Raw genomic sequence first — 23,943 nt, 5'->3', positions numbered from 1 at the left:
AGGTATAGACGAGTGGGTGCGCCTACAAAAATACAATCTCATAGGGTTCACGCATGCGCTCCAGCAGCACCTGCGCCAGGATCGGCGCCAGGCCGATTTCCGGGTCGCCCGCCAATTGGCTGGCATAGGCGTGGGCGGCGTGCAGCTTGCGGGCGACGCTCCAGGTGTCGAGCCGCACCTTGCGTGCGCGCTGCCAGGGGATGGCGGCGGTTTCCCGAAGCGGCCAATGCCACGCCCAGATCGGCAGTTCGTGCAGGCGCACGCCCTTGACTGCGCAGGCTTTGGCAGCGGCGCGGCCGACGGCGTCATGGTCGTCATTGCCGTCGTTGCGCCAGGTGGTGAACACCACGTCGCCGGGTTGCAGGTAGCGCGCGATGAACTGGCTCATCTGCTGCTCGCGCGCGGCCAGTGCGTTGTCGGCAAAGCCGCCACGAATCCACTTCAGGCTGTGCAGTGGCACACCCAGGCGGCGCAGGGCTTCGACACTTTCCTGAGGTCGCACCACGCTCAAGCGTTTGGCCGGCCACACGCTGGACCCCGGGTGGCTGGCGCTGCCGTCGGTAATCGAGATCAGTTGCAGAGGATATTCAAGGGTGCTGAGCAATTGCAGCAGACCGCCACAGGCGATCACTTCGTCGCCGGGATGCGGGGCGATGACCACCACGCGAGCGCCGGCGGGCACCAGGGTTGCGGGATTGATGGCAGGGATTTGCGCGAGTTGCGGGGCGCTGTTCCAGATTTGCGCGGGGCCCCGGCGGTTGTCACTTAACGGTGCAGGCTTCATGGGTGTCACGTCCTTGTTCATCGGTGGTGCAGGCCGTACCCCGTTGACGGGACGGCTCTTGTGGTACGCGAGCGTCATCCAATGCACGCTCGCGGCGCGACGGCGTTCCAACCCTGGATTGCCGTGCAAGGAATAGTGATGATAGTTATGAATCGCCGCTTTAACACCGCCGGGTGTCGCAATTTTTTCAGGACGCTTGCATCAGGCTCTTCAGGTAGTCACCGAAACCACCCTGTGCGCGGCAGTCCAGTCTGGCACTGGTAATCACCTGGGGCGAGTGGCTCCAGGCGATGGAAGCCCCGCAGCGCTCCAGCTGGCGCACCAGTTCCACGTCTTCATGGCAGGGCAGGGGCTCGAAACCGCCGGCCCGCACGTAGGCGCCGGCACTGACGCCCAGGTTGGCGCCGTGGATATGCCGATGCCCGTCTCGGGCCTCATAGGCCTGGAGATAGCGGATTTGCGCCGCCGGGTCGAAGCCTTCGCTCCAGGCATCCACCGTCACCGTGCCGCAGACCGCGTCCACACCCAGGGCCAGTTGCGCCACCAGCCAGTCGGGGGCCACACGGCTGTCGGCGTCGGTGCAGGAAATCCAGCGCGCGCCGTTGTTGAGCAAGTGCCGCGCACCTACGCCGCGCACGTGGCCCACGTTACGCGCTTGCACTTCCAGGGTTTGTACCTGGTATTCGCGGGCGATCATCGCGCTGCGATCGCTGCAACTGTCGAGCACCGCCAGAATCTGCACCTCTTCACCCAGCAGGCCTGGATGACTGGCCGCGACCATTGCGGCTTTCAGGCATTCAGGCAGCAGTTTTTCTTCGTTATGCACGGGTATCAGGATGCCGATCATCGCAGTCCCTCCAGGGTAGCGACCGTAGTGCCGTCCCGGCTCCACAGGTCCAGTAGAAAATCGCTTTCGTGATGCTGCACCATGTGTGGCATGTCGAGTCGCTGGGCGAGGCGCGCGTGCACCTGTTCGGCGGTCTGCGGGCAACCGTCGATGGGCGGGCGCCAATGACAGGCGAGGATTTGTCCGTCAGGCGTCAGGCAGGCGAGGGCGCGATCGATCAGCCCATCGAAGTCCTTCGGGTCCAGGTAGTAACACAGCTCGCTGAGCACGATCAGCTCGAAGGTCTCGCTGGGCCATTGCTCCGGCAGCCGGCTCTGCTGCACGGTGGCGTGGCTGAAGCCGCGCAGTCGCGCCTGTGCCAGGCTGACCGCTGCTTGCGCCGTGTCACAGCACAGCAGGCGGTCACAGCGCGGGGCCAGCTCGAAGCTCAGCTCACCGTTGGCGCAGCCAGGCTCGAAAACCGAGGCGTAGCGGGGCCGGGTCAACAGTGCCAGGGTCAGGGCCCGCTTGCGCCGCTCGTACCAGCGTTGGCGAAAGGCCCATGGGTCGTCGTTGCCGGCAAACAGCTCGTCGAAGTAGGGGGTGGCGACGCTCATACAAACACCACTTCAAAAGGTTGCAACAGGCGTTCCAGCACAAAGGGCGCGAGCACCGGCGGCAGGCCGATCTGCGGGTCGCCTTCCAACTGGCTGGCGAAGGCGTGGATGGCGTGCCGTTTACGGGCCACAGCTTCAGGTGTCAGGAGGATTTTGCGAGCACGATCCCAGGGCACCTGGCTGTCTTCCGGGGTTGCCCAATGCCAGGTCCACACGGGCAGCTCGAGCAAAGTTGCACCCACCGCCCGGGTCGCCTTGGCACTGGCACGGCCCACGGCCTCGTGGTCGCAATGGCCGTCTTCGCGCCAGGTGGTGAAGACCACGTCGCCGGGCTTGAGGTAACGCTCGATGAAGCGGCTCAGGTCTTCTTCTCCTGCGGCGACCTGGCTGTCGCTAAACCCGGCCCGCAACCATTTCAGGCTGTGCAACGGCAACCCCAGTCGGTGCAGGGCCTGCGCCGACTCTTGCGGCCGCACCACGCTCAGGCGTTCCACCGGCCAGCGGCGTGAGCCGGGATGACTGGCGCTGCCGTCGGTGACGGAGATCAGCAGAATAGGGCGATCCAGCGCGGCAAGGCCTTGCAACAGGCCGCCGCAGCCAAGGACTTCGTCGTCCGGATGTGGCGCGATGATCACGGCGCGGCTGCCTTCAGGCACCAGTTCGGCAATGTCCACGCAAGGCAGCTCGGCCAGGCGCGACGAGCTTTGCCACAAATGCAAGGGCGTGCCTTGGCCGACGATTGGATTGATCTTCATAGTTCCCATCTCCCTGGGCGCTCATCGGCGACTTGTTGACCAAGGGCGGCCAGGTCGCGCTCGGCATGACTTTGCCGCAGGTACACCGGTAAGTCGGCCATCAACTGCGCAAAATGCGGGTCCTTGCAATACGGGCCTGCGCCCAGTGCTCGGCCGACATGGTGAAGCACCTGGTCGACGGTTTCTTCGATACAGGCCCGTGCCTGTTGTGCCAGCAGCCGGGCATCGGCCTTGGGCTGCCGGTCAATGTGGGTGGCGCTGTCGCGCAGCACACAGGCCGCGCTGTGCAAGGCACTGTCGACGCTGCCAAGGTGCGCCAGGGCATGGGGCTCCGCGCGTTTTGCGCACTGCTCACGCAAGGCCTCGGCTAGGCGTTGTGCCGCGCCGTACCAGCAGGCGGCGATGCCGATGCCGCCTTGCCAGAAGCCCGGGCGCGCCAAATAGTCCCCAGGCTTGCCGATGGCCAGGCCAACGGCGTCCTGGAAAAGCACTTCAATACTCCCCGTAGCGGCCATGCCCACGGCCGCCCAGCCCTCATCGGTGACGGTTACGCCGGGCTGGTGCATTTCCACTGCAACCAGTTGCTGGCGATCCTCTTCATCCCACGCCGTGAGCAAGCCGTGGCTGACCACCGCCGCGCCCGAGCACCAGGCCTTGCGGCCCTCCAGCCGCACACGTTTGCCGTCACGCCGGATCCGCACCTTGGCGGTGGGCGGTTCGGCCGCCCACATGCCCCACGTGCTGCCAACCGGCGGCAAGGGGCTGTCGAGTTCAGCGATGATCGCCAGGGCGTCTGTGTGGCCTTCAAACAACTTGCACAACCGCAGGTCATGGCCGGCGACTTGCGCCAGCCGGCTGAAGCGTTCCAACGTTTGCCCGCTGCCCGGCAAGGGCAACTGGTCCAGGCCTTCCTCCACCAAAGCCCTCAGCGCAGCGCCGAGGGCCTGGGTGTCCGGGTAATCCCGGTAGCCGCGAAGAAACTCATGCAAGGCCATGTCACACCTCGTCCTCATGCTGCAATTCAAACAGCAGCAGCGAACGCCCGGTGACGGCGTATTCGTGATCGAAATCGAAGCGCTCCTGGCCCCGCACCGCTGGCTGGTTGGTGTCGAGCATGCACGTCCAGAAGCCGCCATCCGGCACCGGTGGCAGGCGGAAATTGACCATGTCGTGGTGCGCGTTAACCACCAGCAACAAGGTGGCATCGGCGCCTGGGCGGCGAATCCCGGTTTCCTGGGCGCGGCCATCCATCAACATGCCGAGGCAGCGGCCGTGGCTGTCCTGCCATTGCTCGATGGTCATTTCATCACCGCTCGGCGCGAGCCAGGTGACGTCCTTGACGCCGATGTCTTCGTTGTAGTCGCCCACCAGGAAGCGTCCGCGCCGCAGGATCGGGTACGCCAGGCGCAGCTTGATCAGGCGCTTGACGAACTTGAGCAGGGCCTTGCCGTCTTCATCCAGTTCCCAGTTGATCCAGCCGATTTCGCTGTCCTGGCAATAGGCATTGTTATTGCCGTGCTGGGTGCGGGCGAACTCGTCACCGGCCACCAGCATCGGCGTGCCCTGGGCCAGCAGCAACGTCGCGAAGAAGTTACGCATCTGGCGCAGGCGCAGCGCGTTGATTTCCGGGTCGTCGGTGGGGCCTTCGACGCCGTGGTTCCACGACAGGTTGTTGTTGCTGCCGTCCTGGTTGTTTTCGTCGTTGGCTTCGTTGTGCTTGTCGTTGTAGGACACCAGGTCGTGAAGGGTGAAACCGTCGTGGGCGGTGATGAAGTTCACCGAGCTGTACGGCCGGCGACCCCGCTGGTTGAACATCTCGCCCGAAGCCGTCATGCGCCCGGCGAAGTCCGCCAGTTGGCCGTCGTCGCCTTTCCAGAACGAACGGACGGTATCGCGGAAGCGGTCGTTCCATTCCACCCAGCCCGGCGGGAAGCCGCCGACCTGATAGCCACCGGGGCCGCAGTCCCACGGCTCGGCAATCATTTTCACCTGGCGCAGCACCGGGTCCTGGCGGCAGGCCACGAGGAAACTGTGGCGCTCGTCGAAACCGTCGCGGTAGCGGCCAAGGATGGTTGCCAGGTCGAAGCGGAAACCGTCGACGTGCATCTCGGTGGCCCAGTAACGCAACGAGTCCGTGACCATTTGCAGCACGCACGGGTGGCTCAGGTCGAGGGTGTTGCCGGTGCCGGAATCGTTGATGTAGAAGCGCTTATCATCGGGCATCAGGCGGTAGTACGAGGCGTTGTCGATGCCGCGCATGGACAGCGTCGGGCCTTGCTCGTTGCCTTCGGCGGTGTGGTTGTAGACCACGTCCAGAATCACTTCCAGCTTGGCTTCATGCAGGTGCGCAACCATCTCCTTGAACTCGGCGATCTTGCCGCTGGCCAGGTAGCGCGGGTCCGGGGCAAAGAACGCAATGCTGTTATACCCCCAGTAGTTGGTCATGCCTTTTTGCAGCAGGTGCTGGTCGTTGACGAAGGCGTGCACCGGCAGCAGTTCCACCGACGACACCCCCAACTGGCGAATGTGCTTGAGCACATCGTCCACCATCAGCCCGGCGCAGGTACCGCGCACTTCTTCAGGCACCGAAGGGTGGCGCATGGTGATGCCGCGCAAGTGGGTTTCATAAATGATCGTGCGGTCCCACGGCGTGCGCACCGGCTGGTCGTTGCCCCAGGTGTGGGCCGGGTCGATGACTTTGCACTTGGGCACGAAGGGCGCGCTGTCGCGTTCGTCGAAACTGAGGTCGGCGTCCGGATGGCCGATGGTGTAGCCAAACAGGGCTTCCGACCATTTAAGTTCGCCCACCAACTGCTTGGCATAGGGGTCGATCAGCAATTTGTTGTGGTTGAAGCGATGACCGTTGGCCGGGTCATATGGACCATACACGCGATAGCCGTAGATCAGCCCCGGATGGGCGTCGGGCAAGTAGCCGTGGAAGGTCTCGTCGGTGTATTCGGGGAGCTCGATACGCTCCAGCTCGACTTCGCCGCTGTCGTCGAAGATGCACAGTTCGACTTTGGTGGCGTTGGCCGAGAACAGCGCGAAGTTGACCCCCAGACCGTCCCAGGTCGCACCGAGAGGGAAGGGCAAACCTTCACGAATCCGCGACGGCTCGTGTTCCGGCGTCGAGTTGGGCTTGTTGGGTTTGCTCATTGAGATGCTCCTGCAAAAGGGTTTTTCCGGGCCGAACGGGGCCTTGCCGGCGTGAAGCCGGAGAGAAATCGGTGGTTGGATAGCCTCCTGCGGTGCGGGCGCACGCGCAGGAGGATCTTCGGGTCAGGGTGCCTTGGGCTTCTTCGCAGCAGGTTTCTTCGCTGCTGGCGCAGCGCTTGGCTTGGCTGCCGGCTTGGGCGCTGGCGCTGGGGGCTTGGCTTTAGGCTTGGGCTTGGCGGCGGCCTTTGGCGCCTTGGAGGGCGTCAATGCTTCGGCTTCCGCCAGTTTGCGCGCCATCTCCCAGTGTCGCGCGTCCTCGCCGTGGGGTTTGCCTTCCGACTCCCAGATCTGATGCGCCAGTTCGCGTATGCGTTTGTCTTCAGTACTCATCGCAATGCTCCTCACAGAAAATTTCAGCTTTCTTGATCATCAGGATTGATAAAGACATTGACCGGGAAGTCCCCCAGGGCAGCGCTGATCATGAGCTCCTTGTTTGGTGTGACTGCGCCTGTTCGGAAAAGTCCCTTCCAATTTTGAGTTGGTGCGGCGAACGGTAAAAGGACCCGGGTATCGCCCCAAATTTGCGCGTTGATCAGCGGGGATACACCGTTTCCAAGCAGCCGATGAGGCCAGCGCGGCACCACCACCAGCAGTTGTTTGCCCTGGTATTCCCGGTAGAAAGCGACCACCCGTTCGGCGTGTTCGCCCACCACTTCCAGAGGCTCGTAGGTGCCCTGGCGAAACAGCTGTGGATGCGCCTTGCGCAACCCCAGGACCTGGCTGATCAACGCCTGTTTTATACGCCCGTCATGCCAGTGGAACACCAGCTCACCGATGTCCGGCGGCGTGTGCAGCCCCTGTTGCCGTGCGGGATAGTCCACCGGCCGGCGGTTATCAGGGTCTACCAGAGTGAAGTCCCAGAACTCATCCCCCTGATACAGGTCCGGCACGCCCGGCACGCTGAGGCGAAGCAAGGATTGCGCCAGTCCGTTGAGCGCGCCCGCCGGGGCGATGGCCTGGGCGGCTTCGCCGATGGCGTCGCGCAGTGCCTTGCCGGAATCATCCAGCAGCAGCCGAGACAGGAACGCTTCGACCCCTTGTTCGTACAACTCGTTGGGGGCGCTCCAGCTGCTGTTCAGCTTGGCCTCGCGCAGGGCCTTTTGTTGCCATTGCCAGAGGCGCTGGTGATAGTCCGCCAGGCCCTCGGTATCGTCACGATGCAGGTCCAGGGGCCAACTGCCCAACAGCACCTGATAGAGGATCAACTCATCACCCGCCGACGGGGTGCTGGCATCGCTGCGCAGGCGGGCGGCGAGGGGGCGCCATTGCTCCACCTGTTCGGCATACCACTCGGCGCATTCGCTGAGCACGGCCAGGCGCGCACGGGTATCTTCGCCGCGCTTGTGGTCGTGGGTGGCAGTGGCCAACAGGTTGTCTGGGAAGGTGCGCAGGCGTTGCTGATTCACTGCATGGAAATCTTCCAGCGGTGCGCTGAACTGTTCGGTGCTGAAGCCCACGTCGTTGCGCGACAGCAATACGCCCGAGCGATAGAACGCGGTGTCTTCCACGGCCTTGGCCGCTGCCGGCGAGGTCAGTTGCTGGAAGCGCACGCAGGCGTGCTTGAGCATCTTGCGTTCGCGGCCCAAGGGGCGGTCGCGCCAGGGTTGGCCGCCGAGCCATTTTTCCAGGTAGTCGAGCACCGGCCAGTCGCCTTCGCTCAAGGTACTGCGGGCGCCGGCCAGGGCTTGCAGGAAAAACACGTCATCCAGTTCGCTGCGGCCCCGGGCGCTGATGTAGGTGCGGTACACCGGGAAGTGCACGATCAGTTCCTGCAACGCGCGGCGAATCGCACCCAGGGTCAGGTCGCGGCTCATCACATCGTCCCGGGCCACTTGCAGCAGGGCTCGGGCCACGCTTTCAAAGTCGCCGGCCAGGGAGCCATTGAGGATCTGCTGGCGGGCCAGCCAGGCTTCTTCGATAAACGACGACGGGCGTTCGGTGTGGCGCGTCCATAACTCGGCCAGGGGCTCGAAGCCATCGGGGTCGTGTTGCAGCAACGACAGCTGGTTCATGAATTCGTAGCCGGTGGTGCCGTCCACTTGCCAGTCTTCGCGCAGGGTTTCGCCTTCGCCGAGGATCTTCTCGACGAAAATCGGCAAGTGCCGCCCACCGGCCAGGGAGTCCACCCGACGGCGCAGTTTGCGGCAGTAACCGCGCGGGTCGGCGAGGCCGTCGATATGGTCGATGCGCAGGCCATCGATCAGGCCTTCGCTGATCAACTGGAAGATCTTGCCGTGGGTCGCTTCGAACACCGCGCTGCGCTCAACCCGCAGGCCGCCCAGCTCGTTGACGTCGAAGAAGCGCCGCCAGTTGATATCGTCCGCCGCCGTGCGCCAGCTGGCGAGGCGGTAGCTTTGTTGTTCCAGCAGGTTGTGCAGGCGGGCAAACCCTTCGGGCTGGCGCGCGTCATAGCGGCTGAGGTTATCTTCGATGGCCTTCAAGGTTTGCGGATCGCGGGCAGCTTCGACCAACTCCTGTTTCAGCGCAGTGGCCTGGAGGTAGGCGTCTGGCTGGTGAGCCAGGCCGCTGAAGCGGTCAGCCAGCATTTTGATCGGCAGCAGTTCGCCGTAATCTCTTGGGCAGATCGGAAAGCGATGTTCGTAATGCTCGACGTAGAAGCTGCCGTGCTGCGGGTCGAAACGCAGCGGCAAGGCGCCGGTTTGCAGGGCTTCGCCGTAGTCGCTGCCGAGGAACGGCATCAGCAATTGGCCCTTGAGCAGCGGGTCTGGCGAGTGCCATTGAATGTCGAAGAACTCGCTGTAGGGACTCAGGCGGCCCCATTCCAGCAGGTCCAGCCACCACAGGTTATCGGCGCCGCCGACGGCCATATGGTTGGAGACGATATCGAGGATCAGCCCCATGTCATGTTCGCGCAGCGCTGCTACCAGCCGGCGCAGCGCCGGTTCGCCGCCCAGTTCGGGATTGACGGTGGTGGGATCGACCACGTCATAGCCGTGCATGGAGCCGGCACGGGCACTCAGCAGCGGTGACGCATAGAGATGGCTGATGCCCAGCTCGGCGAAGTACGGCACCAGTGGCACGGCGTCGTCGAGGGTGAAGCCCTTATGAAATTGCAGGCGCTGGGTGGCCCGTAGTGTTAATGGCTTCATCGGTCACGCTCGTAGGCCTGGATGCGCGCCACGGCCAGCAGTTCAAGGCGGCGGGCGGCGTTTTCATCATCGAGCAGGGTGGCTGCATCCCCCGCCAGGCGGCGGCGCCAGTTCGGATGGGTGTCGGTGGTGCCGGGCAGGTTGGATTGCTCTTCAACGCCCAGGGCATCCTCCAGCGGCAGCAAAACCAATGGCGCACGGGTGTGGCCCAGGTAGCGCACGCTGGCGTCGATGACGTGGTCGGTTTCGTTGCGCACTTCATCGGTGAAGTTCTGCGGGTCCTGGCTCAAGGCCTGGCGCAGCGCCTGGCGTTCCCGCAGGCGGTGTTCGCTCCATTGTTCGACGGTGGGAGCGTCGATCAGCCCCAACTGGATATTCCAGTCGATATCGCGGCTGTGCCACCAGCCGTTGAGGGTTGGCAGGTCGTGGGTGCTGGTGGTGGCCAGCGCGTTGTCCGGCCAATCCAGAATCGGCTTGAACTGGCCGTCGTGGCCTTGCTCGAACAGCAGCACACGCATGCCAAGGATCGAGCGGGCGATGAGTTTTTCCCGCAGGCCGTCGGGTACGGTGCCGAGGTCTTCGCCGAGGACGATCGCCTGATGGCGGCTCGACTCCAGCGCCAATAAGCGCAGCATGTCGTCCACCGGGTAATACAGGTACGCCCCTTCACGCGGCGAGGCATCCATCGGGATCACCCACAGGCGTTGCAGGCCCATCACATGGTCGATGCGCAAGCCGCCGGCATGGGCGAAATTGGCCCGCAGCATTTCGATGAACGCGCGAAAGCCATTGCGTTTCAGGCCTTCGGGAGAGAACGCGGAAATACCCCAGCCCTGGCCGGCGCGGTTGAGGATGTCCGGTGGCGCGCCCACGGTGAGTTCCGCCAACAGTTCATCCTGGCGGCTCCAGGCCTGGCTGCCGCCGCCGTCGGCGCCCACCGCCAGGTCGGCGATCAAACCCACGCCCATGCCGCTGCCGCGGGCCGCTTGTTGTGCGCGCTCCAGGCAGCGGGCGATCAACCATTGGCTGAAAGCGTAGAAGCCGATTTCATCCCGATTGGCTTCGGCAAACTGCACCAGCGCCGGGCTTTGCGGGCTCTGCCAGTCCTCGGGCCAGTGACGCCAGTCGAGGCTTTCGCCATCGGCCGCACGTTTGGCTTGTACCGCTTCAAAGCGGCAGTGATTTTCCAGGGCTTCACCGCCGGCCTGACGGAAGCTCAGGAAGTCGGCGTGTTGCGGGTGGTCGCCCCGGCGGAAGTCTTCATACAGCGTGCGCATGAGGCGCTGCTTGGCTTTGGCCGCGGCCGGCCAATCGATCAGTGATTGCTGCTCAAGGTCATGCAGTTCATCGGCCAGGCCGCTGGCTTCGATGGCGATTTGCACCGCGCGCTCACCGAGGATGCAGCCGGGGGACGCGTACAAGCTGTTGAGGAACAGGCGACTGGACGGGGAATACGGGCTGAAGCGTTCGGTGTCGGCGCTGAACATCGCGTGCATCGGGCTGATGGCCAGGGCATCGGCGCCGCGTTCGGCGGCGGCGCGGGCCAGTTGCTCCAGGGCCTGGGTGTCGCCGAAGCCACCGTCGCCGCTGCGGCGCAGGGAATACAGTTGGGCGCTCAGGCCCCAGGCGCGGGCGGTCTCGGTGTCGACCGCTTCAGCAACGGTGTAGCAATGCGTCGGTGCCACGGCCAGGGTGAAATGCTGGTCGTCGATATGCACGTGTTGGTAGCCCACCGGAATCGATCCGGGCAACACCGCATTATCGTCCAGGCGCAGGTCAAGCACGCTGTCGTCTTCGAGGTGAATCTGGCATGGCGTACCGGGGGCGAAGTAGCGCGCCAGGTCGAGGCCCGCGCCGCTGTCGGCGGTCATCAGGGGCGGCAGGTGCTTGTCTTGTTGCACGCGTTCCAGGTCTTGCAGGCTGGCTTCGATCTCGGCGTCGTTGTCGGCCGGGTGGCCCAGGCCTTTGAGCACGGCGCGCAGGGCGTCGGCTTTAACATGTTGCGGGCGGCCATTCGCGTCGATCCAATCGACGGCCAGGCCCGCTCGGCTGGCGAGTATTTCCAATTGCGCGTCGCTCAAGGGTGCTCTCCAACAGGGGAATGGGTGAGGCTGACGCGGGCGCTGAAGGGGGCCAATTGTTCGGCCCCGCTGGCCTGCGTCACAAATAGGAGGTGCTCGGCGGCCGGGTAGTTCAGAGAATCGGCGCTCAGGTTGAGGTCGATTTGCAGCAGGCTACCGTCGCCCAGGCGCCAGCGCGCCGTGACTGCGCCCGCTCCGAGCACTTGCGCACCCAGGGCCACGCTGCCCGGCAGGTGCGGCACGATATGCTGGTGGCGCAGGCTCAGTAGCTGGCGGTAGAGCTGCGAGTCGCCGCAGTCGGCGAGGGCGGGCGCGGAGCGGCGGAAGGTTTGCAGGGAGTTGGGGTCGGGAATCCGCTCGCGGCGTTCGGGGTCGCTGAACGCGGCGAAGTCGGCAAACTCGTTACGCCGGCCTTCGCGCACCGCCTCGGCCAGTTCGCCGTGGTGGTCGGTGAAAAACAGGAACGGCTCCTCAGCGTTGACTTCATCGCCCATGAACATCAACGGGATCATCGGCGACATCAGCAACAAGGTCGTCGCAGCACTCAATGCCTGGGGTGAACACAGTTGATGCAGGCGCTCGCCCAGAGCGCGGTTGCCGATCTGGTCATGGTTCTGCAGGAACAGCACAAAGGCGCTGGGCGGCAGGTGGCCGCTGGGCTCGCCGCGTGCGTGGCCATGGCGCGTGGTGTGGCCCTGGTAGATAAAACCTTCACTCAGGCAGCGGGCCAGTTTGCCGGTGGGTTCTTCGGCGAAGTCGGTGTAGTAGGCGTCGGTTTCGCCGGTGAGCAGCACGTGCAGCGCGTTGTGGCCGTCATCGTTCCACTGCGCATCGAAACCGCGCTCCAGCAGGCTGGCCTGATTGAATTCGTTTTCCAGCACCAGCCACACATGGCGGCCGGTGTCGACTTGCTGGCGTACTTTTTGCGCCAGCTCCTCAAGAAACTCAGGATCGTTGATGGCGTGCACGGCGTCCAGGCGCAGGCCGTCGAAGCGGTATTCCAGCAGCCACATCAGGGCGTTGTCGATGAAGAAATCCCGGACTTCCCGGCGGTCAAAGTCGATGCCGGCACCCCAGGGCGTGTGCACGTCTTCGCGAAAGAAGCCTTTGGCGTAGGTGCCGAGGTAGTTGCCGTCGGGGCCGAAGTGGTTGTAGACCACATCAAGGATCACCGCGAGGCCATGGTGGTGCGCACTGTCGATCAACTGTTTCAGTTGCTCGGGCGAACCGTAGGAAGATTGGGGGGCGTAGGGCAGGACACCGTCGTAGCCCCAGTTACGTTCGCCGGGGAACTGCGCGATGGGCATCAATTCGATGGCGGTGACGCCCAGTTCGGCGAGGCGCGGCAGTTGTTTTTCGACCTCGGCGTAGCCCCCCAGTACGCCCACGTGCAACTCGTAGATCACCGCTTCGTGCCAGGGCCGGCCTTGCCAGTGGCTTTGGCGCCATTGATAGGCCAGCGGGTCGACCACCACGCTGAAGCCGTGAACGTCCGTGGCCTGTGCCCGGGAAGCCGGGTCGGGAACGTCCTGTTCGCCGTCGATGTTGTAGCGGTAGCGTGTGCCCGGTGGGCATTGCAGCTGCACCACAAACCAACCATCGGCCTGAGGCAGCATCGCTACCGATTTACCTTCTTCAAATTCAACGCTGACATAAAACGCGTCTGGCGCCCACAAGGCGAAGCGGGTGTATTCCGCATCCAGCATGATCGCGCCGTGGGGCCAGGTTTCCAGAGTCCGTGACGGCATCTATGAAGACCTCTTTTTTACTGTTTCCCCGATCTTCCCAGCGCTTTCGCTACCAGTTGCTCATAAAGTTCGGCATAGGGTTCCACTGCCTGGCACCAGTTGAACGGTGCGGCCATGGCCCGGCAACGCATGGCGTTGAGCAAGCCTGGGAAGGCGAAAACCTTGAACGCGCGGCTCAGGGCCGCTTTGTAGCTTTCGACAGTGGATTCGTTAAACAGGAAGCCGGTGACGCCATTCTCGATGGTGTCGGCCAGGCCGCCAGTGTTGCGGGCAACCGGCAACGAGCCGAAGCGCTGGGCGTACATCTGGCTCAGGCCGCAGGGTTCGTAGCGGGACGGCATCAACAGGAAGTCGCTGCCGGCAAACATGCGCCGGGCGTCGGTCTCGTTGAAGCCGATGCGCACGCCGATCTGGCCGGGAAAGCGCAGGGCCAGGGCACGCATGGCTTGCTCTTCTTCCGGCTCGCCACGACCGATGATCGCGATCTGGCCGCCGTTTTCGACGATAAAACTGGAGACCGCTTCGGTCAGGTCCAGGCCTTTCTGGTAGACCAGTCGCGATACCACGGCGAACAGCGGGCCGGTGGAGTCATCCAGACCGAACAGGTTGCGTACATGGGCGGCGTTCTGTGCCTTGCCTTCCCAGTCACCGATGTTGAAGGGGTGAGTCAGGTGCGGGTCGGTGGACGATTCCCAGCTTTCATCAATGCCGTTGGGAATACCGCTGAGCAGGCCTTGCTGGGTCTTGCTGGCGAGGAAGCCGTCCAGACCGCAGCCGAATTCGGGGGTGGTGATTTCCTGGGCGTAGGTCGCGCTGACCGTGGTGATGTGGCTGGAATACGCCATGCCGGCCTTCAGGAAGGACAGCTTGCCGTAGAACTCCATGCCTTCCTGTTGCAAGGCGTGTTCGGGAATCCCCAGTTCCGGGCACGAGGCCAGGCTGACCACACCCTGGTAGGCCAGGTTATGAATGGTGAACAACGTCGGGGTGCGTGACCCACGCCAGTGCATATAGGCTGGCGCCAGGCCGGCGGGCCAGTCATGGGCGTGCACCAGGTCCGGGCACCAGTGGATTTGCGCCAGGTTGGCGGCAATATCGGCGGCGGCCAGGCCCAGGCGGGCGAAGCGGATATGGTTGTCGGGCCAGTCACGACCGTTGTTGGCGCCGTAGGGCGTGCCTTCGCGCTCATAGAGCTCGGGGCAGATCAGCACGTAGATGACCAGGCCGTCCTTGAGGTCCATGCGCCCGATCTTGCACGGTGGCAATGCCGCGTGGCCGCCCAGCTCACCGATGATATGGATAGGGTTGTCGCTGTCCAGCACCTGCGGGTAGCCAGGGATCAGCACGCGCACATCGTGCAGGTGCGCCATGGCGCGGGGCAGGGCGGCGGACACGTCGCCCAGGCCGCCGGTTTTCACCAGGTCGGCAATTTCGGACGTGACAAACAGCACTTTTTTGCGATTGGGATTGACACGTGGTACTGGCCGCACCGCGTTGGGAAGGTCAACCAAAGAGGTCGGCCCGCCAACCGGCTGACTAAAACGCTCTCCCTGAGTATCTACAGCGGCACTGATCATGGTTCTCTCCCGTATTTTGGTCGGCTGATGGCATATGGCAATCAGCGAAGGTTGACCGCATCCTGCGGCCAGGCGCACAAGCGCTACACAGACTGGCAAGGCTTATGCCAGTTGTGCTGGAGTCTTAAATAGAGTGGATGGGCGGGCATTCGGTATGAACCGTCAGCGCTCGCCTTACCTTAAACCTGACCTGTGGCAGAGTTGGAAAGTTTCGATTTTTTGCGGGGTTTTTGTTTTGGATCGGACCCATCGGTCATGAGTCTAGGACAGATCCCAGAGCCTGTGGGGTCTGTAGGGTATTTTTGTAGGACAAATTTTTTTCATGAGCGCCGGTAGCAGCTGTCGAGCCCCGGCGAGGCTGCGTCGGGCGCGCTCCGGTTCAAGATCGGCAGTGCGCCCGACGCAGCCTCGCTGGGGCTCGACAGCTGCTACGCGGGGGGAGTGGGAGGTGAAAGGTGTGCACTAGCTTAGTGCGCGAAGGGGCACTCCTTTGGCCCACGCTTGGATGTCTTCGATCATTTGCTGGTAGAACTGGCGGTAGTTCTGCTCGCTGACGTACCCCACATGAGGCGTGGCCAAGACGTTGGGCAAACGGCGGAACGGGTGTTCGGCCGGCAGCGGCTCCTGGGCGTATACGTCCAGTGCCGCGCCCGCCAGGCGGCCACCGGCCAGGGCTTCAATCAAGGCCGCTTCGTCGACAATCGGCCCGCGGGCCGTGTTCACCAGATGCGCTGTAGGTTTCATCCAGCCCAGCGCCTCGGCGTCCACCAGCCAGCGGCTGCGGTCGCTGAGCACCAGGTGAATCGACAACACATCCGCCTGCTCGAACAGCTCGCGCTTGCTGACCCAGGTCACGCCGGCTTCGGCGGCGCGTTCCGGTGTCAGGTTTTCGCTCCAGGCAATCACGCGCATGCCGAAGGCCTGGCCAAATTTGGCGACCTTCTGGCCAATGCTGCCCAGGCCGAGAATCCCCAGGGTCTTGCCGTGCAGATCACCGCCCAGGCCCACCTGCCAACCGCCGGCGCGCAGGGAATTGGCTTCGGCCAGCAGGTTACGGGTGGACGCCATGATCAGCGCCCAGGTCAGTTCCGGAGCGGCGTGCTTGTAGCTGTCGGTGCCGCACACCTGGATGCCCAAGGCCTTGGCTGCGGGGATGTCGAGGGCGGCGTTGCGCATGCCGCCGGTGACCAGCAACTTCAGCTTGGGCAAACCTTGCAGGAGGGCCTGATCGAAAGTGGTGCGCTCGCGCATCACGCAAATCACCTCGAAGCCCTGCAAGCGTTCGATCAGCGTGGCGGTGTCCGCCGGGTAGTCGTGGAGGAAGTGCACCTGGCCGACCGACGCCAGGACTGACCAGTCCACGACGCCACGGGCCACATTCTGCCAATCATCTATCACTGCGATCTGTACCGACATGCACGCGTGCCTCGAAAAAGGTTGGATTAGAGGGCGTTCAGCCCTTGCAACAGCGCCTTGTGAAACTGTGCCGGTTCTTCCATTTGCGGGGCATGGCCCAGACCCGGGAATTCCACCAGGGTGGCGTGGGGAATCAGCTTGGCCACTTGCTTGCCCAGCACCGCGTAGTTGCCGATCTTCGCCTTGACCGCCGGGGGCGCCAGGTCTTTGCCAATGGCGGTGTTGTCGGATGTGCCGATCAACAGCAGGGTGGGCATCTGCAGGTCCTTGAACTCGTAGTACACCGGTTGGGTGAAGATCATGTCGTAAATCAGCGCCGAGTTCCACGCCACCTGGGTGTGGCCGGGGCCTTTGTTCATGCCGGCGAGCATATCGACCCAGCGGTCGTATTCAGGCTTCCAGCGGCCGACGTAGTAGGTGTCGAGCTCGTACTTGCGGATGCCTTCGGCGGTCAGTTTCAACTCGCGCTCGTACCACTGGTCCACGCTGCGGTAGGGCACGCCAATGGCCTTCCAGTCTTCCAGGCCGATAGGGTTCACCAGTGCCAGCTGTTCGGTTTGCTGCGGATAGAGCAGGGCGTAGCGCGTCGCAAGCATGCCGCCGGTGGAATGGCCGAGGAGGGTGGCTTTCTGAATGCCGAGTTTTTCCAGGAGTTGGTGGGTGTTGATCGCCAGTTGCTGGAAGCTGTACTGGTAATTGTCCGGCTTGCTGGAGGTGCAGAACCCGACCTGGTCAGGGGCGATCACTCGGTAGCCGGCGTCGCTCAGGGCCTTGATCGAATCCTCCCAGGTGGCGCCGCAGAAATTCTTGCCGTGCATCAGCACGATGCTGCGCCCGTTGGCCTTGCCCTTGGCCGGCACGTCCATGTAGCCCATCTGCAGGGATTTGCCCTGGGACTGGAAGGTGAAGTGTTCCACCGGGTAAGGGTATTTGAAACCTTGCAGTTCGGGGCCGTAGATCGGGCCCTCGGTGGCGGCGAATGCGGGAAGGGCGCTGCCGAGCAGCAGGCTCGCGACGCAGAGTGAGCGGATTTTGGACATGGGTACAGGCTCCGGGAACAGTGCCCGGATGCTGTGGCGAGGGGATTAACGGGAGATTAAATCCAGTGCAGGGTGAGCATGGCCAATACCCCGTAGCGCGCCCCTTTGGCCAGGCTCACCAGCAGCAGGAAACGCCAGAACGGCTCGCGCATGACCCCGGCCACCAGCGTCAGCGGATCGCCGATGATGGGCACCCAACTGAGCAACAATGACCAATGGCCCCAACGTTGATAGTGGGTACGGGCCTTTTCCAGATGCTTCGGACTCACCGGGAACCAGCGCCGTTCCTTGAACCGCTCCACCGAGCGGCCCAGCAGCCAATTGACTACCGAGCCCACTACGTTGCCAACCGTTGCTACCCCGAGCAGCAGCCACAGGCTGTAACGCCCGCTGATCAACAGCCCCACCAGCACCGCCTCTGATTGCATCGGCAACAGCGTGGCGGCGCCGAAGGCGGCGAAAAACAGTCCCAGGTAACCGGCAAGCATCAATCAGCGTGCCGGATAGTCAGCCACTACCACGTCTTTGCCATCGCGAGTCAGGCCGATGACCTGATAGGCATCACTGCTGCCGTCCATCTCCATGCCCGGCGAGCCTAACGGCATGCCCGGTGCGGCAATGCCCAGCAGGTCGTCGCGCTTGCGCAGGGCCAACACCTGATCGGCGGGCACATGGCCTTCAACGAACTTGCCGTCGATCACCCCGGTATGGCACGACGCCAGGCGCGGTGCCACGCCCAGGCGTTGCTTGACCTCGCTCATGTTGGTTTCCACGTGGTCGTTGACCTTGAAGCCGTTGCTTTCCAGGTGGGCAATCCACTTTTTGCAGCAACCGCAGTTGGCATCGCGGTGCACATCAATCGGGATCAGCTCGGCAGCCTGGGCCAGGGGGCTGATGAGCAGGGCCGACAGCACGGCCAGTCGCAGGGTAGTTTTCATCATCATCTCGTCAGATAAAGGGCAACAGCCGGGCATTCTCCGCGCTTTTTACAAAAGGGTTTCCCGGGAGTGTTACGAGGTTTTACGAAACGCCGACAGCACCAGAATAACGGCCTGGTGCTGTCGGAAAACTGAGAGGGAGATGACGGTTTTGTCAGGAAGACGGGGATTCCAGGCGCTGCTTGAGCTGGTCAAGGGCTTGGTTGGACAGGGCGATCATGCGCTCATGCAGGGTGGTCAGTTGCAGTTCGGTTTCATAGGTAAGCACACGGGTAAACAAAGTGCCGTCGCCTTGGGCCTGCAAGAAATAGTGAATGCAGCCGTCGACTGCCAGGGAAGTAAATGCGGTCTTGAACTCCCGCGGTGGCTGCGCAACCTGCACGCGATAGCTCATGGGTACCTGCACACCCAGCAGGTCGATAGTCTCGGTAAAACGGTGGCCAGTGGGCAATGAGCCTGTGGTGCCGGTGTCAGCGCCCAGGGATGTCGGATGCCATTCATGCCAGCGATCCGGTTGGGTGACATAGTCGTAAACGGCTTCGATAGGGGCCTGGATATAGCGTTCCTGACTGATCCGCTCCAGACGGATCGGGTGCTCAACTGCGTGCATGACACACCTCCTGTGTGGCGGAGCGAACTGTCAGAATAGTCCGGCTCCCGCGCATTGCACGGGAGCTTTCAGGCTATTTTTTCAACGCACCTTGAAGCGACCCATCAATGCAATAACCCGGCCATTGGCATCCAGCAGGCTCTGGGTGTTGTGCTCCGTGGCGTGGCCGCTTTGCACCAGTTCTTCAACCATATGGCGGATGTGCACCATGCTGCGGTTGATTTCCTCGGTCACCGCGCTTTGCTGTTCGGCGGCGGTGGCGATCTGGGTGCTGAGGTTGTTGATATGGCTGACGGAGCCGGCCATCTCGTCCAACCCTGTGTTGACCCTTGCCGTGGCGTCAGCGGCAGACTGGCAGCTGGCCTGGGTGGCTTCCATGGCCGTCACCGAAGAACTCACGCCCGTGGTCAGGCGCGCCAGCATTTCATTGATCTGCGAAGTGCTGGCCTGGGTACGGGCAGCGAGGGCGCGGACTTCGTCGGCCACCACCGCAAACCCGCGGCCTTGTTCGCCGGCCCGGGCGGCTTCGATGGCCGCGTTGAGTGCCAGCAGGTTGGTCTGGCCGGCGATGGCGCCGATCACGCCGAGGGTTTCGGTGATGCGCGCGGCATCCTGGCGCATGTTTTCCACGGTGTGGGTGGCGCTGGAAACTTCGCCGATCAACGCGCTGACGCTGCGGGACGCTTCCCCGACCACCACTCGCGAACGGTCGGCGTGCTCGTTGGCGCGCTGGGTGAACGCAGCAGTTTCGGCGGCGTTCTCGGCCACGGTATCGGCGGTAGAGCTCATCTCGGTGATGGCGGTGACGGTCTGGTCGGTTTCCGAGGCATGTCGCACCAGGATCTGGTTGGTCTGGGCCGAGGTCTGCTGCAACTGCGCCAGGCTCGACGACATGGCGCCGGTCGCCTGGGTCACTTCACCGATCATGTTCTGCAGGTAGACGATAAAGCGGTTCACCGAATGGCCAATCGCGCCCAGTTCGTCCTCGGCACGAATGGTGATGCGCCGGGTCAGGTCGGCGTCGCCGTTGGACAGCGCGTCGATATTGGTCTTCAGCGCAGTCATCCGGTGTACCAACTGGCGGATGGCGTACACCTGCAACAGCACCAGCAGCAGAATCATCGGGATTTGCAACATCGCCAGCGTACCCAGCACATCATCACGTTGGGCGGTGATCAGCGAAGTCGGCAGCGCAGTAGCGAGGAACCACGGCGTGCCCTCAATCGGGCGCATGAAGAAGGTGCTGGCCACGCCCTGGTTGTCGAACTCACTGCGCTGCAGGGATTGGTCGCGATGGGCGAGGCCGGCGCTGACCTGGGCGGCAAAGGCCGAAGTGCCGGCCAGTTCGCTGATGTTTTTCAACACCACCGGGCCGCTGATGCGCGTGCTGTTGCTGATGATCTTGCCGTCGCCTTCGACAATCAGCATTTGCGCGCCAAGGTCTTTTTCCTTGCCGGCCACCAAGTCGTTGAAGAAGCCCAGGGTCACGTCGATGGTGGCGACGCCATACGCGGCGCCGTCACGCTGGATCGCCATGGCGCAGTTGGTGCGCGGCTCCTGGCTGGCGTCATCCTTGTAGGCCGCTGCCCAGGCGCACTGGCCGCGCGGCGAGGCGAGGCCGCCTTTGTACCAGCTCTGGTCGTAGTAGTTGGGGGCCGCGTCGCTGTTCCAGAACGTATTGACCGCCAGCTTGCCCGAGGCATCGCGGTGCCAGAAGGTGCTGTGCTTGTTGCGTCCCGGCGTGCGCTGGTTGGGCAGGGGCCAGATGCCGCCGCCGAACACTTTCAATTCGCCGTACTGGTCCACCAGGCCGGGCAGCACCTTGTCGATGGCGTCGCTGTCCAGCAGCGGGATGGTTTGGGTGATGCTGCGTTGCTGGGCCTGAACCTTGTTCAGCTCGCCCTGGATCTGCTCGGCCACTTCGGCAATGCGATTGAGGGCCACCTGTTCTTCGGTGTGGCGCAGCTTGGGGGCCACCAACTGTCCGATGCCCACGACCGTCAGGACGAATAACAACAGGACGAACAGCACCAGAAACAGGGTGTAGCGGGCTTGGATAGAGCGCAATGAGGGCATGGGGTCGTCCTTACGAAGCGTTATTGTGCGACGCGGCTTTGTTAGAGCTTCGAAGGGCTATCGGCTTGGGAAGGGCGAGCTTGAGGCACTGTCGTGCAAGAAAATCCAGGGCAAGGATTTAAGGAGCGGAACTGGCGAGCCAGCCCCGGTCCAGCGTGGCAGGATTATTTGTCCAGCATCTGCATAACCGCTTCCGGGTAACGCAGCCCTGCCGTTGCATTGGCCGGGAAGATCGCCTCCAGCGCCGCCAGCTCGGCCGGGCTGAGCTTGACCTCCAATGCCGCGACGTTCTCTTCCAGGTACTTGCGTTGCTTGGTCCCCGGGATCGGGATCAGGTAATCCCCTTGCGCCAGCACCCAGGCCAACGCCAGTTGCCCGGCCGTCACGCCCTTGTCGGCAGCCAGGGCTTGTACCTGGTCCACCAGCAGCAGGTTCTTCGCAAAGTTCTCGCCCTGGAAACGCGGGCTGAAGCGGCGGTAATCATCCGCCGAAAAATCATCCGGACTTTTCAGTGCGCCGGTCAGGAAGCCACGACCCAGCGGGCTGTAAGGCACAAATGCGATCCCCAGGCGTTGGCAGGCGGCGAGGCAACCGTTGTCTTCCTGATCACGGCTCCACAGCGAATATTCGCTTTGCAGGGCGCTGATGGGATGCACCTTATGAGCGCGCTCGAGGGTGGCCGCCGAGGCCTCACTCAGGCCCAGGTAACGCACCTTGCCTTGCTTGACCAACTCGGCCATGGCGCCGACGGTTTCTTCAATCGCCACTTCAGGGTCGATGCGGTGCTGGTAGTAGAGGTCCAGGGTTTCCACGCCGAGGCGTTTCAGGGTGCCGTCGATGGCGTCGCGAATGTACTCGGGACGGCCATTCACCCCACGCAGCGCGGGGTTCGCCGGGTCACGCACGATGCCGAACTTGCTGGCGAGAAACACCTGGTCGCGCTTGCCGGCGATGGCTTTACCAATCAGTTCTTCGTTGGTATGGGGGCCGTACATGTCGGCGGTGTCCAGCAGGTTGATCCCCAGTTCCAGGGCGCGGTGCAGAGTGGCGATGGCTTCGGTGGTGTCGGTGCCGGTGGTGTAGAAATCGGTCATGCCCATGCAGCCGAGGCCGATGGCGGACACCTGGGGACCGTTTTTACCGAGTTGACGTGTGTGCATGGGTCCAGCTCCTGTGTGGGAAGGGCTCCATTGTTGCCCTCGACAAAAGCGGGATAAACCGGCTAAAACCACTATCACTATTATGAAATTCTAAATAATCCCTGAAGGAAACCGGCCCGTGGACCGTTTTAATGCGATGCGAGTGTTCGTGCGGATTGTCGAACTGGGCGGGTTTGCCAAGGCGGCTGACAGCCTGCAACTGCCGCGCGCCTCGGTCACCATCCTGATCAAGCAACTGGAGGCGCATCTGGGGGTGCAGCTGTTGCAGCGCACCACGCGCCAGGTCAGCCCGACCCTGGACGGTGCCGCCTACTACCAACGTTGCGTGAGCCTGCTGGCGGACCTTGAGGAAACCGAGGCGGTATTCTCCACCAGCCGACGAAACCCGCGCGGCACGCTGCGTATCGATATGCCGTCCGGGATCGGGCGCTTTCTGGTGATTCCGGCAATGCCCGAGTTCACCACACGTTACCCGCAGATTGATCTGGAAATTGGCCTCAACGACCGCCCGGTGGACCTGATCCGCGAAGGCGTTGACTGCGTGTTGCGCGGCGGCCTGGCGCTGGATGAGTCACTGGTGGCCCGGCCGCTGGCAATGATGGATCAAGTGACCTGCGCCAGTCCCGGGTACTTGCAGCAGTTCGGTATGCCATCGACGCTGGATGACCTGGCAGGCCATCAAGTCGTGGAATATTTCTCCAGCACCAGCGGCAAGCGTTATGGCCTGGAGTTTCAGATCGGCAACGATATCCGTTTGATCGACCTGCCCAAGCAAGTAGCGGTCAACAGTGCCGACGGCTACCTGGCGGCCTGTGAAGCGGGTTACGGCCTGGTGCAGACGCCGTACTACCACGCCGTTCGCCAGTTGGAAGCGGGCACGCTGGTGGAGGTGCTGGCGCATGAGCCGCCGCCGAAGTTGCCGCTCACTGCGTTGTACCCGCCCCATCGGCAACTGTCGCAACGGGTGCGGGTATTTGTCGATTGGCTGGTGGAGCTTTGCGCCCGGCCGGGCAACGGGTTGCAGCGTCAGCCTTGAGCCTTGCGGTAGGCGCCGGGCTGGATCCCGGTGACTTTATGGAAGGCGCGGGTAAAGGCGGCGACCGATTGATAACCCACGGCAAGGGATACGTCCGCCACCGTCTGGTCTTGCTTGAACAGCTGGCAGGCGTGGCGCACGCGCATCATCAACAGCACTTGCCCCGGCGACTGGCCGCAGAGTTCATTGAAACGCTTGAAGAACGCCGACCGCGACAAGCCCGTGCAGGCCGCCATGCTTTCCAGGGTCCAGGGATCGGCGGGGCGTGCAATCAACTGTTCCAGCAGGTTGGCAAACGCCGGTTGCCGGGCCAGCGCCGCGAGCCCGCCGAGGTCGGAGTTGTCCAGCACCTGTTGGCGCAGCACGTACAGAAACAGCAGGTGGCACAGGCGCTCCAGCAAGGCGGGCGAGGGCGCCGGCGTGCGCTCGCATTCCTGCAGGATCAATTCGAACAGGTTGCGCGCGGCGGTCAGCGAAGGGTCACCGGCCCGCAGGATGATCCAGGCGGGCAGGGTGTCGACAATCATCGCCGACAGCCCGGACTGGAAATGAAAGAACCCGCACACCAAACCCACGCCGTCACTCGCCTGGTTGTCCAGCGGCACCATTGGCTTGCGCGGGCATTCCTGGGCGCCGGCGGCAGTGCCATCGCTGGACAAGCGGTAGGCCAGGTCCCGCAGCAGGAAAACCGCATCGCCGTTGTTCAGTGGGTAAGGGGTCGGGTCGCCATCGATGTGCATCCAGCACTGCCCTTGCACCACCAGGTGAAAACTCGCGCTCGCCAGGCCGTGGGTGCTGGCGTGCCAGTCGCCGCAGTAACGCCCGACGTGAAACAGACTGGTGTTGAGTTCGAGGCTATCTAATAACCAATCGACGAGGGAACTGGACGAATTCATCTAACGGAAAGACTCTAGAGCAAGTAATCGCTACTTTAGACTATTGAGCGGATTTTT

20 protein-coding genes are annotated in these 23,943 nt (G+C 63.2%); 1 reads left to right on the top strand and 19 read right to left on the bottom strand.

Going from position 1 to position 23,943, the window contains the following annotated elements; genetic code table 11:
- Positions 1-22 precede the first annotated feature (22 nt).
- The 18 genes from NVB75_RS05330 to NVB75_RS05245 all read right to left on the bottom strand — a co-directional run bounded on the left by NVB75_RS05330 (position 23) and on the right by NVB75_RS05245 (position 21,954).
- Complete coding sequence (locus NVB75_RS05330) at positions 23-784, bottom strand: PIG-L deacetylase family protein (RefSeq protein WP_258348536.1); 762 nt, start codon at positions 782-784, stop codon at positions 23-25.
- Positions 785-971: 187 nt separating this feature from the next.
- Entirely contained in the window at positions 972-1,631 is a 660-nt protein-coding gene (locus NVB75_RS05325; RefSeq protein ID WP_258346328.1) for a glycosyltransferase family 2 protein, read from the bottom strand.
- A complete protein-coding gene (locus tag NVB75_RS05320; RefSeq protein ID WP_258346327.1) occupies positions 1,628-2,227 on the bottom strand; it encodes a nodulation S family protein in 600 nt (199 codons plus the stop codon). The genes NVB75_RS05325 and NVB75_RS05320 overlap by 4 nt, the downstream gene beginning before the upstream one ends.
- The gene (locus tag NVB75_RS05315) at positions 2,224-2,982 is read right to left on the bottom strand and encodes a PIG-L deacetylase family protein (protein WP_258346326.1); all 759 of its coding nucleotides are present in this window, start codon (positions 2,980-2,982) and stop codon (positions 2,224-2,226) included. The genes NVB75_RS05320 and NVB75_RS05315 overlap by 4 nt, the downstream gene beginning before the upstream one ends.
- The gene (locus NVB75_RS05310; protein WP_258346325.1) at positions 2,979-3,977 is read right to left on the bottom strand and encodes an acyl-CoA dehydrogenase family protein; all 999 of its coding nucleotides are present in this window, start codon (positions 3,975-3,977) and stop codon (positions 2,979-2,981) included. The genes NVB75_RS05315 and NVB75_RS05310 overlap by 4 nt, the downstream gene beginning before the upstream one ends.
- A 1-nt stretch (position 3,978) precedes the next feature.
- Positions 3,979-6,138, bottom strand: a complete 2,160-nt coding sequence (gene glgX, locus NVB75_RS05305) for a glycogen debranching protein GlgX (RefSeq protein ID WP_258346324.1) — start codon at positions 6,136-6,138, stop codon at positions 3,979-3,981.
- Between the two features lie 123 nt (positions 6,139-6,261).
- The gene (locus NVB75_RS05300) at positions 6,262-6,528 is read right to left on the bottom strand and encodes a DUF2934 domain-containing protein (protein ID WP_258346323.1); all 267 of its coding nucleotides are present in this window, start codon (positions 6,526-6,528) and stop codon (positions 6,262-6,264) included.
- Positions 6,529-6,551: 23 nt separating this feature from the next.
- A complete protein-coding gene (locus NVB75_RS05295; protein ID WP_258346322.1) occupies positions 6,552-9,308 on the bottom strand; it encodes a malto-oligosyltrehalose synthase in 2,757 nt (918 codons plus the stop codon).
- Positions 9,305-11,389, bottom strand: a complete 2,085-nt coding sequence (malQ, locus tag NVB75_RS05290) for a 4-alpha-glucanotransferase (RefSeq protein WP_258346321.1) — start codon at positions 11,387-11,389, stop codon at positions 9,305-9,307. Before malQ ends, NVB75_RS05295 begins: the two co-directional genes overlap by 4 nt.
- Positions 11,386-13,137, bottom strand: a complete 1,752-nt coding sequence (gene treZ, locus NVB75_RS05285; RefSeq protein ID WP_258346320.1) for a malto-oligosyltrehalose trehalohydrolase — start codon at positions 13,135-13,137, stop codon at positions 11,386-11,388. The genes malQ and treZ overlap by 4 nt, the downstream gene beginning before the upstream one ends.
- A 17-nt stretch (positions 13,138-13,154) precedes the next feature.
- On the bottom strand, positions 13,155-14,714 hold the full coding sequence (gene glgA, locus NVB75_RS05280; RefSeq protein ID WP_063030711.1) for a glycogen synthase GlgA: 1,560 nt from the start codon (positions 14,712-14,714) through the stop codon (positions 13,155-13,157).
- A gap of 462 nt (positions 14,715-15,176) precedes the next feature.
- On the bottom strand, positions 15,177-16,130 hold the full coding sequence (locus tag NVB75_RS05275; protein WP_258346319.1) for a D-2-hydroxyacid dehydrogenase family protein: 954 nt from the start codon (positions 16,128-16,130) through the stop codon (positions 15,177-15,179).
- Between the two features lie 26 nt (positions 16,131-16,156).
- Entirely contained in the window at positions 16,157-17,170 is a 1,014-nt protein-coding gene (locus NVB75_RS05270; RefSeq protein WP_258346318.1) for an alpha/beta fold hydrolase, read from the bottom strand.
- 56 nt (positions 17,171-17,226) lie between these two features.
- Positions 17,227-17,658 (bottom strand): YqaA family protein, encoded by a 432-nt coding sequence (locus NVB75_RS05265; RefSeq protein WP_258346317.1) that lies wholly within the window; start codon positions 17,656-17,658, stop codon positions 17,227-17,229.
- 3 nt (positions 17,659-17,661) lie between these two features.
- The gene (locus NVB75_RS05260) at positions 17,662-18,108 is read right to left on the bottom strand and encodes a DUF411 domain-containing protein (protein ID WP_258346316.1); all 447 of its coding nucleotides are present in this window, start codon (positions 18,106-18,108) and stop codon (positions 17,662-17,664) included.
- A gap of 154 nt (positions 18,109-18,262) precedes the next feature.
- Complete coding sequence (locus NVB75_RS05255) at positions 18,263-18,718, bottom strand: SRPBCC family protein (protein ID WP_258346315.1); 456 nt, start codon at positions 18,716-18,718, stop codon at positions 18,263-18,265.
- An 81-nt stretch (positions 18,719-18,799) separates the two neighbouring features.
- On the bottom strand, positions 18,800-20,794 hold the full coding sequence (locus NVB75_RS05250; RefSeq protein WP_258346314.1) for a methyl-accepting chemotaxis protein: 1,995 nt from the start codon (positions 20,792-20,794) through the stop codon (positions 18,800-18,802).
- Positions 20,795-20,958: 164 nt separating this feature from the next.
- Positions 20,959-21,954 carry an aldo/keto reductase gene (locus tag NVB75_RS05245; protein ID WP_258346312.1) on the bottom strand — a complete coding sequence of 332 codons (996 nt, stop codon included), beginning with the start codon at positions 21,952-21,954 and terminating at the stop codon, positions 20,959-20,961.
- Between the two features lie 118 nt (positions 21,955-22,072).
- On the opposite strand from NVB75_RS05245, the gene NVB75_RS05240 reads away from it, so the two are divergent.
- Entirely contained in the window at positions 22,073-22,990 is a 918-nt protein-coding gene (locus NVB75_RS05240; protein ID WP_258346311.1) for a LysR family transcriptional regulator, read from the top strand.
- Here the strand turns inward: NVB75_RS05240 and NVB75_RS05235 are convergent.
- Positions 22,981-23,886, bottom strand: coding sequence for an AraC family transcriptional regulator (locus NVB75_RS05235; RefSeq protein WP_258346310.1), 906 nt, complete (start codon positions 23,884-23,886; stop codon positions 22,981-22,983). The genes NVB75_RS05240 and NVB75_RS05235 overlap by 10 nt on opposite strands.
- Between the last annotated feature and the right edge of the window lie 57 nt (positions 23,887-23,943).

This window comes from Pseudomonas sp. CBS (assembly GCF_024734645.1).
Taxonomy (GTDB): domain Bacteria; phylum Pseudomonadota; class Gammaproteobacteria; order Pseudomonadales; family Pseudomonadaceae; genus Aquipseudomonas.
Note: the sequence above shows the minus strand (reverse complement) of the source record. Positions and strands in the feature narration are given on the sequence as shown.